The sequence below is a fragment of the Clostridium sp. LIBA-8841 genome (genome assembly GCF_034439435.1).
Classification (GTDB): Bacteria; Bacillota; Clostridia; order Clostridiales; family Clostridiaceae; genus Sarcina.
In genome coordinates this window covers 971,387-987,629 of the sequence record NZ_JAPCKJ010000001.1, presented here as the reverse complement: position 1 = coordinate 987,629, position 16,243 = coordinate 971,387, and the positions used below count along the sequence as shown (strand labels likewise).

Sequence of the window (16,243 nt, the reverse complement as noted above, 5' to 3'; positions counted from 1 at the left end):
TTTAAATATTAAAAGAGTATAAAGAAAATCTATAAATATATTTAAGAGAATTATAATATTTTTCTAAGATTTTATAGCAATTAATTTAAAGGCTTTGCTAACCATTGAAAACTTAAGTGTAAATACAAATTTTTGATTTTGTATCTTAAACTTAATATATTTTTATTAAAAGAAAAAGTGTTTAATACTAATAAAATTTCATTGGCTTAAGGCAAAGGCTTTTCTTAATTACTTAAATTCTAAAATTTATACGGAAATTCTCTTTAGACTATTTATAGATTTTTTTATTATAAGTTTTTAAATATAATCAAAAGTGAATTTATAAGATAATTTTGATAAGTCCTTATCTTGTAAATTGTAAAAATCCTTTTCTATAGGGAATAAGATTTTTCTTCCCTGTTGAGGGGGAAGACCTTTAGGGATAACAACACTTTTAAAGGTTTTATTTAAAACTTCTTTATCATTAGCATCATAAACTGAGATATTAAAGTTTTCTAAGTTTTCGAAAGTGGTACTTTCAGTTGTGTTTAAAAAATAAGCATCTATAAAGAGTGCGTTATCTTCCTTGAATAGCTCATTAATTATTAGATTCAAAGTATTCTTTTCTGTTGTGAAAGCTGTGATTTCATATAGAATCTCTTTGTTTTGAGAAGAAGATTCCTTTTGAAATGTACTTGCATTTAAGGTTAGAGTATTGGGATTTAAAAGGACTGCTAAGGCAAAAAATCCTAAAAACTTTTTTAATATTTTCATTTTTAATTCTCCTTAATTTATAGATTTATATTTTTAGTATTTCTATAATTAAGGAATATAGTCTTTAAAAATAAAAAAAACAGTGAATTTTTATCACTGTTTAGGATTTAGGCAAATTTTAATATGAATGCTGCTAGCATATATATTGGTGGTGCAAGGAAAACTGTTATTAATCCAGCTACACCTATAGATAATGAACTCATAGCACCATGAGTTTCACCTATTTCTAATGCTTTAGTTGTTCCAACAGCATGGGCAGCGGTTCCAATAGAAATACCCATAGCAACTTCATGCTCAATTTTAAGAACTTTACATACCATAGGAGCTATAACTGCACCTGTTATACCAGTTATTATTATAGCTATAACTGTAATTGATGGTATTCCACCAAGTCCACTAGCTACTTCAACACCTATTGGAGTTGTAACTGATTTTGGAACTAAAGAAGCTATAAGCTCGTGGTTTATTCCTAAAAAATATCCCATTATAACTACACAACACATAGAAGCTAAGCTTCCTACAATGATTCCAGTCATTATTGGTACAAAATGATCTTTTAGAAGTTGTAACTGTTTATATAATGGAACTGCTAAAATTACAGTGGCTGGTCCTAAAAATGCGTTTATAAAGTTACCACCAATATTATAAGTTTCAAAGCTTATATGGAAAGTAACTAACACTGCAATTACAATAGCAATCGCTATTAATAGAGGATTTAATACTGGAATTTTAGTCTTTTTATAAATGGTCATACCAATTTCGAAAGCAAAAAGAGTTAATAAAATTCCGAATAAAGGGTTACTAACAATGCTGTTCATTAACTTCATCTCCTAGTAATTTTTTTTCTTTTCTTCTTATTAAAGCTTGGACAACTAAACCTGTAACTCCTATTACAACAAAAGTTGAAGCTATACATATAAATAATAATTTAAGAATATTTCCTTCTAATAGCCCAACGGATGTCATAAGTCCAACCCCTGCAGGAACAAAGAAGAAGGCCAAATGGTCTAAGAAGAATTGAGCAACAGAATCAATAGCTTCTACTTTAACAACCTTAGTACATAGTAAAACTAATAATATTAACATACCTATAATATTACCAGGCACACTATGTATAAAACTTTTAGAAATAAATTCTCCTAAAAAGTATATAAATACTACAATAAGCATTTCTCTTAAAAGCTTCACGAGATAATCACTTCCTTTTTAAATAAAAAAATATAAGGAACCACTTTTAAGTTCCTTATACATTATAGAATGAAATTAAAATTTAAGCTATAATGAAATATCACAATAATTAATGATTTATACTTATTAAAGCGTTTTCTATATCATTTTTTGATAGGTTACTTAGAATAGACTCATCATACTTAATAGCTTTGTTTAAAAGCTCTTTAGCCTTGTAAGAATCATCTTTTTCTTTTGATATAATTCCCATAAAATAATAAGGTTCTGAAAAATTTGCACATTCATCTATTAATTCGTTGAAATAAAAGCAGGCTTTTTCAATATCACCAATTTTATAAAAAACTTCTCCAAGGTTAGCTCTTATTATTTGACTTAAATCATCAATTTTTAATCCTTCATTACTTATTGAAATTGCTTTTTCAAAATTTTCATCTTGGATTAATACATATCCATAAACTTCATAGAAATCAAGAGAATTAAAATTATTTGCCTTTAAATCATCAAGAATTTGAAGAGATGTTTTAATATCTCCTAGTTTCCAATAAAGTATTGCTTGAAGTAAGTCAAGTTGATTGGCAGCATCTGCTAGGAATTTTCTTTTAGATATTATTGATTTTAATGTTTCTAAAGCTTCCTCGTAAGAACCTGTCTTTAATTCTAAGAATACATAGGTTTTTATGGCTTTTACATTAGAGCTAGAACAAAGAGCAGCTTTTCTATAGCAAGATAAAGCTTCTTCTAAATTATTAGCTTTTAATTGTTTGGCTCCTTTAAACATATGTATTAGATGTTTGTTTATTGTTATCTTAAATATTATAAATGATACAAGTAAGATGCTCCCCATTGGCAAGCTTACTTTAACCATTAAGAAAAATATAGCAATTACTGCTAAAACATTTAGTAAGGTTTTTAAACCAGATTTTTTCATAATGATTATCCCCCTTTTAAATATTAGCTTATTAAGAAGATTATACTATATTTGTAAGAGGGATAATATTGAATTTTTAAATATTAAAGTTAATTTAAAAGATTAAGTTAAGTGAAAGTCAAAATTTTAATTTGACAACTTAAACTTATGCAATTCAATATAGTGAAATTATATTCCTAAAATCAACACTGGTTCAAAACATAACTTATTTTATAAATTAACTTAAAAAAATGCTAGAATATTATAATAAATGTATGTTGTTTTCTTCACATTTTCTTATCATATCTTCATCCCACATAGAAGATTGAACTTCTCCAATATGAGCTTTTCTTAGGAAGAACATACAAATTCTTGATTGACCAATTCCTCCGCCAATAGTGTATGGTAATTTTCCTTCAAGAAGCATTTTGTGGAATGGTAAATCTTTTCTATCCACACAGCCTGCAATTTCTAATTGCTTTAAAAGACTTTCTTCATCAACTCGTATTCCCATTGATGAAAGTTCTATTGCTTCATCAAAAAGAGGGTAGTAGAATAATAAGTCTCCATTTAATGTCCAATCATCGTAGTCTGGACTTCTATCATCATGCTTTTTACCAGAAGCTAGCTTTCCACCTATTCCGATTATGAATACTGCTCCAAATTCTTTACATATTGCAGTCTCTTTTTCTTTATCAGTAAGGGTTGGATAACGATCCTCTAACTCTTGTGATGTTATGAATTTAATTTCTTTAGGAAGAATTTTTTCTATATGAGGATATTTAGAGGCAATAAAATCCTCTGAATCTTTAAAAGCTTTATATATTGATTTTACAGTTTCTTTTAAAGTTTCTAGATTTCTTTCTTCTTTAGTTATTATTTTTTCCCAGTCCCATTGGTCAACATAAATAGAGTGAATGTTATCTAAATCTTCATCTCTTCTTATGGCATTCATATCAGTATAAAGACCTTCACCATGTTCAAACTCATATCTATGAAGGGCTAGTCTTTTCCATTTAGCAAGAGAGTGGACTATTTGTATGTTAAGCTCTGGCATAGCTTTCATATCAAAGCTAACTGGTCTTTCTATTCCGTTTAAGTCATCATTTAATCCTGAACACTCATTTACAAAAAGTGGAGCAGAAACTCTTGTTAAGTTTAAGTTTTTCGCTAAAGAATCTTCAAAAAAGTCCTTAAGTTCCTTAATAGCAACTTCAGTTTCTCTAAGTGATAATAAAGGTTTATAGCCCTGTGGTATAAATAATTTTTCCATTTAAAACAACTCCTTAATTAAATAGTGTAGATATGTATAGATTTTTTACTACACCTTATTTTTAAATAAATCTTTTTGTTTGGCCCCAAACATGTTCTTAAAATTTATAAAATGTTTTTATACGTATAAAAAAGAATGAAATTCAATATGTGGTTTTACTGAATTTCTAAAAGAAGACAATAAAAAAAGCCATCATCCTATATTAATAGGACGAAGGCTGTATAATCATCTCCGCGGTACCACCTATGTTAGTACAAAAGCACTCACTTAATAACAGTGCATCTTAACACTGTCCTTCTTTTAACGGAAAGAAACCCGTCTAAGTCTACTAATCAAAATAAATTTTGAAGTTCGGTTAGAAGCTCAAGGATGTTTTTCATCAAAGGTATAGTATGAGGCTTCCACCGTCCCTCAATCGCTGCAACTCTTTCCCAGGATTACTTCTTCCTATCAATGCTTTGTACAATTTGTTTATTTAATAATTAATATATACTATAAATCTTAATTTGTGAAGGGGTTTTTAAAATTTTTTTTAATTTTATGATATAATTATTGAAAATAATACAAATTTTTAAGTTAGAAAAGGAGACTCTTATGATAAAGGCAGTACTATTTGATTTAGATGGAACACTGATAAATACTAATGAGTTAATATTAAAGTCATTTCAACATACATTTAAAACAATGTTAAATTTAGAGCCAACAGTTGAAGAAATTACCATGAATTATGGTAAGCCATTACAAGAAACTTTTAAGGCTTATGATGAAAATAGAATAGAAGAAATGATAGATTGTTATAGAAAAATAAATTTAGAATTACATGATGATGAATGTAAGGATTTTAATGGAGTAGATTTAATGTTAAAAACTCTAAAGAGTAATGGAATTAAACTTGCTGTGGTAACATCAAAAAAGAGAGACATGGCAGAGCGTGGTGCAAAGTTAATGGGTATATTTGATTATTTTGATGCCTTTATAACACCTGAGGTTACTAAAAAACATAAGCCAGAAAGTGAGCCAGTATTAAAGGCTTGTAGTGATTTAGGAGTAACTCCTGATGAAGCAATTATGGTAGGAGATTCACCTTATGATATTTTATCAGGTAAAAATGCTGGAGTTAAAACATGTGGTGTTACATACACAGCATTACCTCTAGAAAAATTAAAGGAAAGTAAGCCGGATTTTTATGTAGACAAGCCTTTAGATATATTAAAGCTTATTAAAGATTTAAATTCATAATAAAAAAAGATTTAGTCTTAGACTAAATCTTTTTTATTTAAAATTAAAATATATTTCTTCTACGTCTTCTACGTTTTCTTAAGTTTATTCCTCTTATGATAAGTAATATTAATATAACTATAACAACAGCTATAACAAATATTCCTAAGTAGCTTAAGAAGTTAGCTTTTATAAGTGTAAATGTACCTATATCAGCTTTAACAGGATAATCCTTAGTGTAAGCTCTTTCTTTTACAGTAACAGCTGCTGAATCAGGATGAGAAGCTAATTGCCAAGCATTCATACCTTTTAAGTTTATTGACTTAGAAGTTTCTTTTTCATTTACATAGTTATCATAATAGTCTATATTTTCAGTTGCAACAAAAGGTACATCTATTGTTTTAGTTGGTCCAAACCATCTGAAAAGTTTGTATTCAACAGGAATAGTATCTATTGTTGTTCCTGATTTTATGTAAGGAACTTTATCTACAGAATAACTATAATCAATAATTTTCTTCATATCATTAAATACAATTTCGTCCTTAGCATCATATTGAGAATCTAAAACAGTACCTATTATTTTTCTACCATTTCTTTCGTAAACTGATACTAAACATCTACCTGCTGGAGTTGTAAAACCAGTTTTACCACCAATATTTCCGTCGATACCAAGTTCTTTATTTCTATTTTCTAAAAGTACTTTTTTCCCGTTTACAGTTATTGAACTTTCTTTAAGTCCCATAGTTTCGCTTACCCAAGGGTTCTTATAAGCATTTTGTAAAATAACAGCTAAATCATAAGCTGTTGAGTAGTGATCATCATTATGTAATCCGTTTGGAGTAACAAAATGAGTATTTTTCAACCCAAGTTTTTTTACTTCTTCATTCATCATATCACTGAATTTTTGCGCGCTTCCAGCTACACCTTGTGCAATTACGTAGGCTGAATCGTTAGCTGAGAACATAAGTAAAGCTTTCATTAAATCATCAGCATTCATTCCCTCACCAACAGGTATTGGACCAAAGCTATCATTTAATGTGTATGGTTGTTGGCTTTTGGCTTCTGCAGTATATGGAAAAGAATCTGTCTTTGTAGCATGTTCAGCAAAGATAAGGCTTGTCATTACCTTTGTTGTACTAGCTGGATAGGCTCTGTCATCAATTCCTTTCGCATAAATAATTTCTCCAGTATCGTAATCAATTGTGACAGCATATTTACCAACTATATCAGGCTGAGGAGTTTCAGCAGCTTGTACAGTTGTCTTTACTGGTGAAAATAATGATACTGATAAAGCAACTAATAGTGAACTTAAAAGCTTTTTCTTAAATTTAATCAATTTTCATCTCTCCTAATTTTTAAAGTCTCATTAAACTTTTTTAATTATAACATCTATGGGGGATAATAACAATAATAATAAGAGTGGAGGTGTAAAGCTTTAATTATGGCATTTATGGTATATATCTTATATAATATAAGATATTTCAAGTAATTAATATTTAGGATGTGATATTATGGCAGTTCTAACTGTAGATGATATTTTAAAAGAAAGTGAAGTAGGAACTTTAATACCACTTTTAGTAGAAGTTAATGATAGAGTAGTTCCAATAATTTTCGTTAAAGATTATTTATATGCTTTAAAAGAGATTGGAGACAATGTTTTAGTAGCCTTAAAGAGTAGTATTATAAGCAATAAAAAATTAGATTTACTTCTTATAATGATTAGATTTGAGGATAATGAAGAAAATACTTATGATTTATGGCTAAATTATGGATTTAACTGGCATTTTGAGTTTTTAAATAATTTAATTAACTCAGAAAATATACTTATAGATTTTAGAGACGAGGATAATAATAGAGTTAAAACTATTGAGGTGGAAAATACTATAAGAGAAGATTTAAAAAAGTACAAAGAGCTTTGTGAAGAATGTGTACTTATGAAAGAAGGAAAAGAAGATAATATAATAAAGGTAAATAAAATAAGAAAATGTGAAACTTGGAATAATGAAGATGCTTTAGAATTAATGGATGAAGTTTTAGATGACTATGATAGCATAGAGGATATGTGGGAGAATTTATAATCTATCTTATGTTTATTACAAAAAAAGTGATGAGTTTGATACTAATGGTAGTGTAAGGTATGGAAGAGAGCAGGATACTTGTGATATTTAGTTGATACAAAAATAAAGGGTAAATCTAGTTTTGATTTACCCTTTATTTTTTAGTATGTAGAAAATCTTTTTTCACGTGAATCAACAGGTAGATCTTTTTCATCAATTGATATTATTTTAGAAAAACCATTTCCTTTTAAAATATTTGATTTAAATTTTTTTATTGAGGTTTCATCTCCTTGTATTTCTATAAATACGCTACCATCTTCTAGATTTTTCGCATAACCTGTCAAGGACAATAAGCTTGCTTGATATTTACAAAAGAACCTAAAGCCAACCCCTTGAACTCTACCTCTTACTAAAAAATCTTTTCTAATCATGGAAAACACCTCCTATAAATAATATTATAATTAGAATATTAAGTAAAAAGTATGTATTTTTACATTTAATATGGAAATAATAAATTAACAATGAATAATTATATAAATTTCTCTGTGAATGTTTACATAAATAGGAAATTATATGTATAATATATCTAAGGGAAATAATTTTGAGGAGGAATTTTGATGAGGTTAGAAAAAAGTCTTGTTTTAATAAAACCTGATGCTGTTGAAAGGGATTTAATAGGGAAAATATTAGAGGTTTATGAAGGAGCAGGACTAAAGATAAAAGCTATAGAAATGAAGCGTATAACTAAAGAATTTGCTGAAAAACATTATGAAGAACATAAGGGTAAGCATTTCTTTGATTCTTTAATTAAATATATAACAAGAAGTCCTCTTGTAGCATTAGTTCTTGAAGGAGAAGATGCTATAAAAAAAGTAAGAACCCTGAATGGTGCAACAAATCCAGAGAAAGCTGAATTTGGAACAATAAGAAGAAGATTTGCATTAAGTGGTACAGAAAATTCAGTTCATTCATCTGATTCAATAGAAAGTGCAGATAGAGAAATAAAGTTATGGTTTCCAGAGGTTTTTTGTAAAGAAATTTGTGGGTAATAGAAAATGCATGTGCAAAGCACATGCATTTTTTTAATAGGTACACTTGATTTCTAACCAAGCTTCATCATATTTTCTAAGTATTTCTGATGGTAAATCAACAAATACCTCACAGTTTTTTAGTGAAGCTTCATCAGGATAAGCAACCTTATCGTCTCTTATATCTTCAGGCAATAAATCGTATGCCGCTGTATTAGGAGTAGAATATCCTATGTACTCTACATTTTGTTCAGCATTTTCAGGCTCACAAAGGAAGTTTATAAATTTTTCAGCATTTTCTTTGTGCTGAGCATTTTTAGGTATTGCAATGGCATCAAACCATTTGTTTGAACCTTCCTTAGGAATAGCATAAGATAAATCAGGATTTCTTTCTATCATTGTAACGGCATCTCCAGACCAAGCAACAGCTAGAGAAGCTTCTCCGCCAACCATAGCATCTTTAACTTGGTCAACCATATAAGCTAAGATTAAGCCATCTTTTTTCTGAGTCATAAGTTCATTCTTAGCTGCTTCTATTTGATCAAGATTTTCAGTGTTTAGAGAGTATCCAAGTTTCTTCTCAGCAATTGCCATAGCATCTCTAACACTATCTGGCATTATTACTTGATCTTTATACTTAGTGTTCCAAAGTATATTCCAGCTGTCTACTGGGTCAGTAACTTTTTTTGTATTATATATAATACCTACTGTTCCCCACATATAAGGTACGGAGTATTCATTAGTTGGATCATAAGCTAAGTTTTTAAATTGTTCACCAATATATTTATAGTTAGGAATGTTAGAATAATCTATTTTAGCTAACATATCTTCACTTTTCATTTTTTCTATCATGTAATCAGAAGGAATTATTAAATCATAAGATACATTACCACTCTTAAGTTTTTGATACATTATCTCATTAGTATCAAAAACATCATATTTAACATCTATTCCAGTTTCATCTTCAAATTTTGTAATAAGATCAGGGTCAATATAGTCTCCCCAGTTATAAACATAAAGAACGTTACTATTGTTATCTTGAGTGACTTCTTCATCTTTTTTTGGCCCACAACCTATAAAAAGAGAAGCTGAAAGTAGTGTTGTACAAGCTAATGCTAAGAATTTTTTCATTTTCATATTAACGCTCTCCTTTCACTAAAGATTGCTTCTTATTAGCAATAAGAAGTAATGCTAAGACAACAATAAACATTAATGTTGAAAGTGCATTTATTTCCGGAGAAATACCTCTTCTAGCCATAGAATAAATTTCTATAGAAAGGTTTGAAACTCCTGGCCCAGTTGTGAAGAAACTTATAACAAAGTCATCTATTGACATTGTAAATGCTATTAAGAATCCCGCTGCTATACCAGGCATTATTTGAGGTATTATTACCTTTCTTAAAGCATAAGAAGGTGTAGCTCCTAAATCTAAAGCCGCATCAGTTAGGTTTGGAGGCAATTGTCTTAACTTAGGTAAAACAGATAATATAACATAAGGAATATCAAATGTTATATGAGCTAAAAGCATAGTTCCAAAACCAGGCTTAAGACCAAATAATGCGCCAGCAAGAGCAAATAAAGTCATTAATGAAACACCAGTAACTATATCAGGATTTAATACTGGTAAGTAGTTTACGTTTAAAAGTAAGGCTCTAGGACCTCTTTTCATATTATTAATTCCTATAGCACTTATAGTACCGATTATTGTAGCTATAACAGAAGCAAGTACTGCTATTAATACAGTATAGTAAAGTGCCTCTAATATTCTTTCATTTTGAAGTAGGGAAGTGTACCACTCAAAAGTAAATCCACCCCAAACAGCCATAGACTTAGTACTGTTAAATGAGAATATCATAAGAGTTACTATTGGTGCGTATAAAAATATAAAGACTATAGCTAAATAAAATTTAGAAATAAAATCACCTAACTTTTTTACCATAGCTGTTTACCTCCTTCTTTACCACTTTTTTCATATCTAGACATGAATCCCATGGAAATTAATATTAATATCATCATAAAAATTGATAAGGCTGAACCGAAGTTCCAGTTACCTATAGTTGTAAATTGTTGTTCTATAAGGTTACCAACTAGCATGTATTTTCCTCCACCTAGAAGGTTTGGAATTACGAAGTTTGAAACTGCTGGCATAAATACCATTGTTATTCCAGAAATTATTCCAGGAATACTAAGTGGTAATATAACTTTTCTAAAAGCTTGAGCCTTGTTTGCTCCTAAATCATAAGCAGCATTAACTAAGTTTTTGTCAATTTTTATAAGTACAGTATATATTGGTATAACCATAAATGGTAAGAAGTTATATACCATTCCAAGTAAAATTGCTCCATCAGTATATAGCATTTTTATAGGACCTATACCTATATAGCCTAAAAGTGTATTTATAAGACCATCTGTACCAAGTATAGCCATCCATGCATATGTTCTAAGTAAGAAGTTCATCCACATTGGTAATATAAATAAAAGTATTAAAATATTCCTTTTCTTCATAGGAAGCTTAGAAATTATATAAGCTATTGGATATCCTAAAATTAAGCATAATACTGTAGATAAAACTGCAAGCCATATAGAACGCACAAAAACTCCAAAATATATTGGCTCAAATAATCTTTGAAAGTTTTCAAGAGAGAATACAAATCTTCCATCAACTTTACTTGTAAAACTAAAGAAAACTATTAAAAGTAAAGGTATAACTATAAATATAGCACTCCATACGACATATGGATAAGCTGCAAAGGATAAATTTTTATTATTACTTTTCATTTCTAAACATCACTCTCTTTTTTCATTATATGTATGCTTTCAGGGTCAAGAGATAAGCCTATTTTAGCTCCAACTTCAGCATGTTTTGTATTGTGTAATATCCAAGTGTAGTTTTCATCCTTTACTTCCATTTCATAGTGAACACCTTTAAAGATAACTGAAGTAACAGTTCCTTTTAGCATACCTTCTTCATATTTAACCATTTCAAAGTCTTCTGGTCTTATTACAACTTCAATAGACTCATTCTTTTCAAAACCTTTATCAACACAGTCAAAAACTTTTCCTGCAAATTCAACCTTAAAGTCATCTAACATAGTTCCATCAACTATATTACTTTCACCTATAAATTTTGCTACAAATGAGTTAGCAGGTTCGTTGTATATATCCTCTGGACTACCCATTTGTTGGATTTCTCCTTTATTCATAACAACTATTGTATCTGACATTGTTAGAGCTTCTTCTTGGTCATGTGTTACAAAAATGAAGGTAATACCTAATTTTTGTTGTATTCTTTTAAGTTCTATTTGCATACCTTTTCTAAGTTTCATATCTAATGCGCCAAGTGGCTCATCTAATAAAAGGACTTTTGGTTCATTTACTAAAGCTCTAGCTATAGCAACTCTTTGTTGTTGTCCACCACTAAGTGCTTCAATATCTCTCTTTTCATATCCTTCAAGAGAAACTAATTTAAGCATTTCTTTAACTTTTTCATCTATAACATTTTTAGGTAATTTTTTTAATTTTAATCCAAAAGCTATATTTTCATATACATTCATATGAGGAAATAAAGCATATTTTTGGAATACAGTGTTTAACTGTCTTTCATAAGGTGGTATATCATTAATAATATTATTTTCAAAGACCACCTGACCACTATCTGCCGTTTCAAAGCCAGCTATAATTTTTAAAGTGGTTGTTTTACCACATCCACTAGGTCCTAAAAGAGTTAGGAATTCATTCTTTTTAATGTTTAAGGAAAGATTATCTAAAATTGTATCTTTTCCATATGATTTAGTTATTCCTTTTAATTCAATAATATTATTATCTTTCAAATCTAACACCTCTGCTTTCTAAATGTTTATATTAAAATGATGGTGGAGTACTTATCCAAATAACTTTTGCAGAGACTTTCCCTGCATTAGAAATGTAGTGATTAGCCTTAGGTTTAAAATAAAAACTCTCACCTTTTCTCACTTTTACTTTTTTATCTCCTAAATGAAGATATATTGCTCCTGATAGAACATATCCGAACTCTTCTCCTTCATGAGGTTCTTCTTCAATATATTGACCTCCTGGCTCAAGAGTTATCATTATAGGTTCCATATCGTTTTTCTGAGCATTAGGAACTAGCCACATAAGATTGTACTTTAATTCTTCATTTTCAGTTTCAAACATATCATCCTTTGAGAAGGCTATTTTTTCATTTGTATCCTCACTAAAGAATTCAGTTAAATTAGTTCCTAATATATCTAATATATCTATTAAGGTAGCTATAGATGGGGATGTAAGGTCATTCTCAAGTTGAGAAATAAATCCTTTAGATAATTCACATCTATTTGCTAATTCTTCTTGAGTTAACTGTTTGGCCACTCTGAGACTTCTGATTTTATCTCCTATTTCCAAGTTTTACACCTCAATTTCATTAACTATAAGTTTTACTAAACTTTAAGTTTAAAATTACTAAACAAACATAAATAATTATAAATACTTTTGAAATAAAAATCAATAAAAAAATGAAAAAATATATTTGAAATGATATATCCCTCAAAAAGAGTAAACTAGCAACTTTGAAAGGAAATATATGTTATGCAGTTTAGATAAGTTTATTATTAAATTTAGTATAACTAAACAAGAAAAGAATAATTCTTAAATACTGGTAAAAAAGTTTCACAGCTTGTGGTAATTTATGATAAAATACTCTTGAATTAATAAATGATTGGTGTGGTAATGTGATAGAAAAAAGAAACTGCTATAGAAGAGAGGGAAGAAAAGTTTATATAAGAACACCGTACTTGGAAGAACTAAGCTATACTGAAAGATTATGGGGAGATATGGACAGTATGACTGACGTAGGTAAAATAATATCTTTTCCTAGGTATAAGTGGGATAGTTTCTATAAAAAGATGGTGAGTCCTACAGATGGAAGAAATCTTTATTGTTTAGTATTTGATTATGATGATAATCCAGTTGGGGAAGCAAGTTTTCATGGGTATGATTCTATGACTAAAACTGCTAGATTAAATGTTAGAATAGAAAATTCACATAGAGGAAAAGGATATGGAACTGAAGCTGTACAACTTATATTAGAATGTTTCTTTTATGAGTTCGGTGGATTATATATGTTAGATACAGTTTCTTTAGATGGTAAAAGAGAGAGGTTAGAGAAAATAGGCTTTAAGATTATGTATAAAAACAAGGATGGATATTCATATAGATTATCTAGAGAGGATTTTACTACAAATGTTAAGGCTTTAAAAGAAAGAAAAATTGGAATTTTTGTTTATGATCAAATGGTTGTTAGTACAGTTATTTCATTTTTAGAAATTTTTGAAAGTATAAATAAAACCTTAAATAGAGAAATAATTTCTGTAGAATTAGTAGGAACGCAAAAGAATATAGTAAATAGCGGAATATATAATATAAATTTTGAAAATTTAAAATCTATAGAAGATGTGGATTTAGATGTTATAATTGTTCCAGGAAATAAGAGTAATAACTTTAAAGAAAATGATGATTTTAATAGTCTTTTAATGAATATCAATGGTTGTGAAATAGTATTTGTATTAGGAAATAGTATAATACCATTTATAAAAAATAAGTTTCTAAGAGGGTTAAAAACTTATTATTCTCAAGAATGGATTGAAGATATAAAGGAAGAATTAGCATTAACCACCTATTCAGAGGAAGATATTATTGATAATGGAAGGCTTATAATGGTTAAGAAAAAGTCTCTTGAAGTGGAAGGAATAAAATATATTATAAAAAAATTGTTTGGAGAATCAATTTTAAGTAAGTTTGATTTATAGATTTTAAATGAATGCTATATTTCATAGTATTATGAATAGGAGTTGTTTATTATATGATAAACATAAAGTTAGATGAAGATAAGAGAGGCAAGGTTATATTTAGAGCGAATATAGATGAGTGCCATAAAGAAGATAGAATATTAAAAAGAGCATTATTTGAGAGTAGAGTAGTTAATAATGAATTTAAGTATAACATACCAATGAAATACTTTTGGCCTATATTAAATAATATGGACAAGAAAATATTAAGCTTAAGTGAAGACAGTAAAAAAGAGGTATTAGAGTTTTCAGACGAATATGAGGAAGTTTATTATTATAGTTATAAAGCTACACCAGCTTATATGAAAAAGTGGAGAGAAGAGGGTTGCCCTCAAATTTTTAAGATTACAATAAATCAAGAAGATTTAAGTATTGAAAAAAAAGTTATATTTGAAAGATTAATATAAAAAAGCTTTGAGAATGAAATCTCAAAGCTTTTTATTATTGCCATTCTTCTACGTTTTCTAATCCAGGTATAGAAGATGCTTTAAATACAGGTTCCTTAATACCAGCTTTCTTTTGAGCCGTATAATCTTTAAGAGCAAGGAAAGCGTATTTTCCTAGGAATAGTATAGTTATTATGTTTAATATAGCCATGAGACCCATGAAAAGATCCGCTAAATTCCAAACTAAATCAACTTTTGCAACTGAGCCAAATAAAACCATACCTATAACAAGAATTCTGTATGCATTTAATAGCCATTTTTTTGTGTTCATAAATTCTATATTTGTTTGACCATAATAGAAGTTACCTACAATAGAACTAAAGGCAAATAGTAATATACAGATTGCTATAAAATAAGCTCCGAAAGGTCCTATTTCAGATACAAGTGATTGTTGAGTTAATTCTATACCTGTTAATGTACTATCAGCATATTGACCAGAAACTAATATTATGAAGGCTGTACATGAACAGATTAATAAGGTATCAGTAAATACACCTAAAGTTTGTATTAAACCTTGTTTAACTGGGTGTGAAACATCTGCTGTTGCAGCCGCATTAGGAGCACTACCCATACCAGCTTCGTTAGAGAATAAACCTCTCTTAATACCTTGCATAACTGCAGCACCAAGTCCGCCGGCTGTTAATTGTTTTATTCCAAAGGCTGATTCAAATATAAGTTTAAATACTGATGGGATTTCAGTTATGTTTAAAACTACAACTACAAGAGCGATAAGTATATAAAGAACCGCTAGGACAGGAACGATTATTTCTGAAACTTTAGCAACTCTATGAATACCACCAAAGATAACTACGGCTGTTACTATTGCTAAGATAATACCAATAGCAGCTTGTGAAATACCGAATGCACTACTGAATGCAATACTTACTGTGTTAGCCTGAACTGCGTTAAATACGAATCCGAAGCAGATTGTAATAAGAATTGAGAAAATAATTCCTAACCATCTCTTTCCAAGTCCTTTTTCCATGTAGTAAGCAGGACCACCTCTGAAAGAATCTTTATCTTTAACTTTATATATTTGAGCTAATGTACTCTCTACAAAGCTAGATGCAGAACCTATTAAAGCTATAAGCCACATCCAAAAAACTGCACCAGGACCACCTACGGCTACTGCTATAGCAACACCAGCTATGTTACCAGTACCAACTCTTGATGCTGTACTTATACAAAAAGCCTGAAATGAAGAAACTCCACCTTTTTCTTTAGTTGACTTTCCTATACCGTCACCTAAAAGACGGAACATTTCTTTTATGTATCTAAATTGAACGAATTTAGTTTTAAAAGAAAAGAAAAGACCTGTACCAATTAATAAAATGATTAATATATTACCCCAAAGAAAATCATTGACGCTAACTATCATATTGTTTATTATTTCCATAAATTCCTCCTTCTGTTGATATAACATTTTAAATTTTACGTTGCATTTATAATTAATTTTAATATGAATAATAAAAAAATGCAAGAACTAATATTTCGTTATTCATATGTGTGATATTTGAAAGGAGAGGAATA

General features: G+C 29.0%; 18 protein-coding genes and 1 other annotated feature. Of the genes, 5 read left to right on the top strand and 13 right to left on the bottom strand.

Translation table 11 applies throughout. The annotated features are described in order from the left end of the window. Positions 1 to 297: 297 nt before the first annotated feature. From OIF33_RS04310 to asnA, 5 genes are all read right to left on the bottom strand, one after another. Complete coding sequence (locus tag OIF33_RS04310; RefSeq protein ID WP_322502991.1) at positions 298 to 753, bottom strand: hypothetical protein; 456 nt, start codon at positions 751 to 753, stop codon at positions 298 to 300. A 107-nt stretch (positions 754 to 860) separates the two neighbouring features. Then, positions 861 to 1,571, bottom strand: coding sequence for an LrgB family protein (locus OIF33_RS04305; protein WP_322502990.1), 711 nt, complete (start codon positions 1,569 to 1,571; stop codon positions 861 to 863). Then, positions 1,555 to 1,941 carry a CidA/LrgA family protein gene (locus OIF33_RS04300; protein WP_322502989.1) on the bottom strand — a complete coding sequence of 129 codons (387 nt, stop codon included), beginning with the start codon at positions 1,939 to 1,941 and terminating at the stop codon, positions 1,555 to 1,557. The genes OIF33_RS04305 and OIF33_RS04300 overlap by 17 nt, the downstream gene beginning before the upstream one ends. A 109-nt stretch (positions 1,942 to 2,050) precedes the next feature. Further along, positions 2,051 to 2,869 (bottom strand): tetratricopeptide repeat protein, encoded by an 819-nt coding sequence (locus OIF33_RS04295; protein WP_322502988.1) that lies wholly within the window; start codon positions 2,867 to 2,869, stop codon positions 2,051 to 2,053. Positions 2,870 to 3,110: 241 nt separating this feature from the next. Further along, positions 3,111 to 4,121, bottom strand: coding sequence for an aspartate--ammonia ligase (gene asnA, locus OIF33_RS04290; protein ID WP_322502987.1), 1,011 nt, complete (start codon positions 4,119 to 4,121; stop codon positions 3,111 to 3,113). Positions 4,122 to 4,324: 203 nt separating this feature from the next. Beyond that, positions 4,325 to 4,584: a binding site (T-box leader), on the bottom strand. Between the two features lie 131 nt (positions 4,585 to 4,715). Here asnA and ppaX point away from each other — a divergent pair. After that, on the top strand, positions 4,716 to 5,360 hold the full coding sequence (gene ppaX, locus OIF33_RS04285; RefSeq protein WP_322502986.1) for a pyrophosphatase PpaX: 645 nt from the start codon (positions 4,716 to 4,718) through the stop codon (positions 5,358 to 5,360). A 43-nt stretch (positions 5,361 to 5,403) separates the two neighbouring features. Here ppaX and OIF33_RS04280 read toward each other — a convergent pair whose 3' ends face one another. Further along, positions 5,404 to 6,675, bottom strand: a complete 1,272-nt coding sequence (locus tag OIF33_RS04280) for a D-alanyl-D-alanine carboxypeptidase family protein (protein WP_322502985.1) — start codon at positions 6,673 to 6,675, stop codon at positions 5,404 to 5,406. 175 nt (positions 6,676 to 6,850) lie between these two features. On the opposite strand from OIF33_RS04280, the gene OIF33_RS04275 reads away from it, so the two are divergent. Next, positions 6,851 to 7,417 carry a hypothetical protein gene (locus tag OIF33_RS04275; RefSeq protein ID WP_322502984.1) on the top strand — a complete coding sequence of 189 codons (567 nt, stop codon included), beginning with the start codon at positions 6,851 to 6,853 and terminating at the stop codon, positions 7,415 to 7,417. 140 nt (positions 7,418 to 7,557) lie between these two features. Here OIF33_RS04275 and OIF33_RS04270 read toward each other — a convergent pair whose 3' ends face one another. After that, positions 7,558 to 7,827, bottom strand: a complete 270-nt coding sequence (locus tag OIF33_RS04270) for an acylphosphatase (protein WP_322502983.1) — start codon at positions 7,825 to 7,827, stop codon at positions 7,558 to 7,560. Positions 7,828 to 8,013: 186 nt separating this feature from the next. Here OIF33_RS04270 and ndk point away from each other — a divergent pair, with 186 nt between their 5' ends. After that, entirely contained in the window at positions 8,014 to 8,445 is a 432-nt protein-coding gene (ndk, locus tag OIF33_RS04265) for a nucleoside-diphosphate kinase (RefSeq protein ID WP_322502982.1), read from the top strand. A 33-nt stretch (positions 8,446 to 8,478) separates the two neighbouring features. Here the strand turns inward: ndk and OIF33_RS04260 are convergent, their stop codons facing one another. From OIF33_RS04260 to OIF33_RS04240, 5 genes are read right to left on the bottom strand one after another with little or no spacing between them, the layout of a single operon-like run. After that, positions 8,479 to 9,561, bottom strand: a complete 1,083-nt coding sequence (locus tag OIF33_RS04260; RefSeq protein ID WP_322502981.1) for an ABC transporter substrate-binding protein — start codon at positions 9,559 to 9,561, stop codon at positions 8,479 to 8,481. A gap of 1 nt (position 9,562) precedes the next feature. Beyond that, positions 9,563 to 10,363 (bottom strand): ABC transporter permease, encoded by an 801-nt coding sequence (locus OIF33_RS04255; RefSeq protein ID WP_322502980.1) that lies wholly within the window; start codon positions 10,361 to 10,363, stop codon positions 9,563 to 9,565. Next, positions 10,357 to 11,202, bottom strand: a complete 846-nt coding sequence (locus OIF33_RS04250; protein ID WP_322502979.1) for an ABC transporter permease — start codon at positions 11,200 to 11,202, stop codon at positions 10,357 to 10,359. Before OIF33_RS04250 ends, OIF33_RS04255 begins: the two co-directional genes overlap by 7 nt. A gap of 2 nt (positions 11,203 to 11,204) precedes the next feature. Next, a complete protein-coding gene (gene potA / locus OIF33_RS04245; RefSeq protein ID WP_322502978.1) occupies positions 11,205 to 12,254 on the bottom strand; it encodes a spermidine/putrescine ABC transporter ATP-binding protein in 1,050 nt (349 codons plus the stop codon). A 31-nt stretch (positions 12,255 to 12,285) separates the two neighbouring features. Continuing rightward, positions 12,286 to 12,825: an XRE family transcriptional regulator gene (locus OIF33_RS04240; protein ID WP_322502977.1), complete on the bottom strand. Its 540-nt coding sequence runs from the start codon at positions 12,823 to 12,825 to the stop codon at positions 12,286 to 12,288. Between the two features lie 326 nt (positions 12,826 to 13,151). Between OIF33_RS04240 and OIF33_RS04235 the strand changes: the two genes are divergently transcribed. Together OIF33_RS04235 and OIF33_RS04230 are read left to right on the top strand one after the other, a co-directional pair. Beyond that, entirely contained in the window at positions 13,152 to 14,228 is a 1,077-nt protein-coding gene (locus OIF33_RS04235; RefSeq protein ID WP_322502976.1) for a GNAT family N-acetyltransferase, read from the top strand. A 53-nt stretch (positions 14,229 to 14,281) separates the two neighbouring features. Continuing rightward, positions 14,282 to 14,674, top strand: a complete 393-nt coding sequence (locus OIF33_RS04230; protein ID WP_322502975.1) for a hypothetical protein — start codon at positions 14,282 to 14,284, stop codon at positions 14,672 to 14,674. 34 nt (positions 14,675 to 14,708) lie between these two features. On the opposite strand, the gene OIF33_RS04225 is transcribed toward OIF33_RS04230, so the two are convergent. After that, the gene (locus OIF33_RS04225) at positions 14,709 to 16,109 is read right to left on the bottom strand and encodes an alanine/glycine:cation symporter family protein (RefSeq protein WP_322502974.1); all 1,401 of its coding nucleotides are present in this window, start codon (positions 16,107 to 16,109) and stop codon (positions 14,709 to 14,711) included. Between the last annotated feature and the right edge of the window lie 134 nt (positions 16,110 to 16,243).

Coding starts and splice junctions, on each gene's coding strand:
- OIF33_RS04305 (WP_322502990.1), bottom strand. CDS start 1,571: ATGAACAGCATTGTTAGTAACCCTTTATTCGGAATTTTATTAACTCTT.
- OIF33_RS04225 (WP_322502974.1), bottom strand. CDS start 16,109: ATGGAAATAATAAACAATATGATAGTTAGCGTCAATGATTTTCTTTGG.
- OIF33_RS04255 (WP_322502980.1), bottom strand. CDS start 10,363: ATGGTAAAAAAGTTAGGTGATTTTATTTCTAAATTTTATTTAGCTATA.
- OIF33_RS04260 (WP_322502981.1), bottom strand. CDS start 9,561: ATGAAAATGAAAAAATTCTTAGCATTAGCTTGTACAACACTACTTTCA.
- OIF33_RS04295 (WP_322502988.1), bottom strand. CDS start 2,869: ATGAAAAAATCTGGTTTAAAAACCTTACTAAATGTTTTAGCAGTAATT.
- ppaX (WP_322502986.1), top strand. CDS start 4,716: ATGATAAAGGCAGTACTATTTGATTTAGATGGAACACTGATAAATACT.
- OIF33_RS04270 (WP_322502983.1), bottom strand. CDS start 7,827: ATGATTAGAAAAGATTTTTTAGTAAGAGGTAGAGTTCAAGGGGTTGGC.
- OIF33_RS04250 (WP_322502979.1), bottom strand. CDS start 11,202: ATGAAAAGTAATAATAAAAATTTATCCTTTGCAGCTTATCCATATGTC.
- asnA (WP_322502987.1), bottom strand. CDS start 4,121: ATGGAAAAATTATTTATACCACAGGGCTATAAACCTTTATTATCACTT.
- OIF33_RS04310 (WP_322502991.1), bottom strand. CDS start 753: ATGAAAATATTAAAAAAGTTTTTAGGATTTTTTGCCTTAGCAGTCCTT.
- OIF33_RS04230 (WP_322502975.1), top strand. CDS start 14,282: ATGATAAACATAAAGTTAGATGAAGATAAGAGAGGCAAGGTTATATTT.
- ndk (WP_322502982.1), top strand. CDS start 8,014: ATGAGGTTAGAAAAAAGTCTTGTTTTAATAAAACCTGATGCTGTTGAA.
- OIF33_RS04275 (WP_322502984.1), top strand. CDS start 6,851: ATGGCAGTTCTAACTGTAGATGATATTTTAAAAGAAAGTGAAGTAGGA.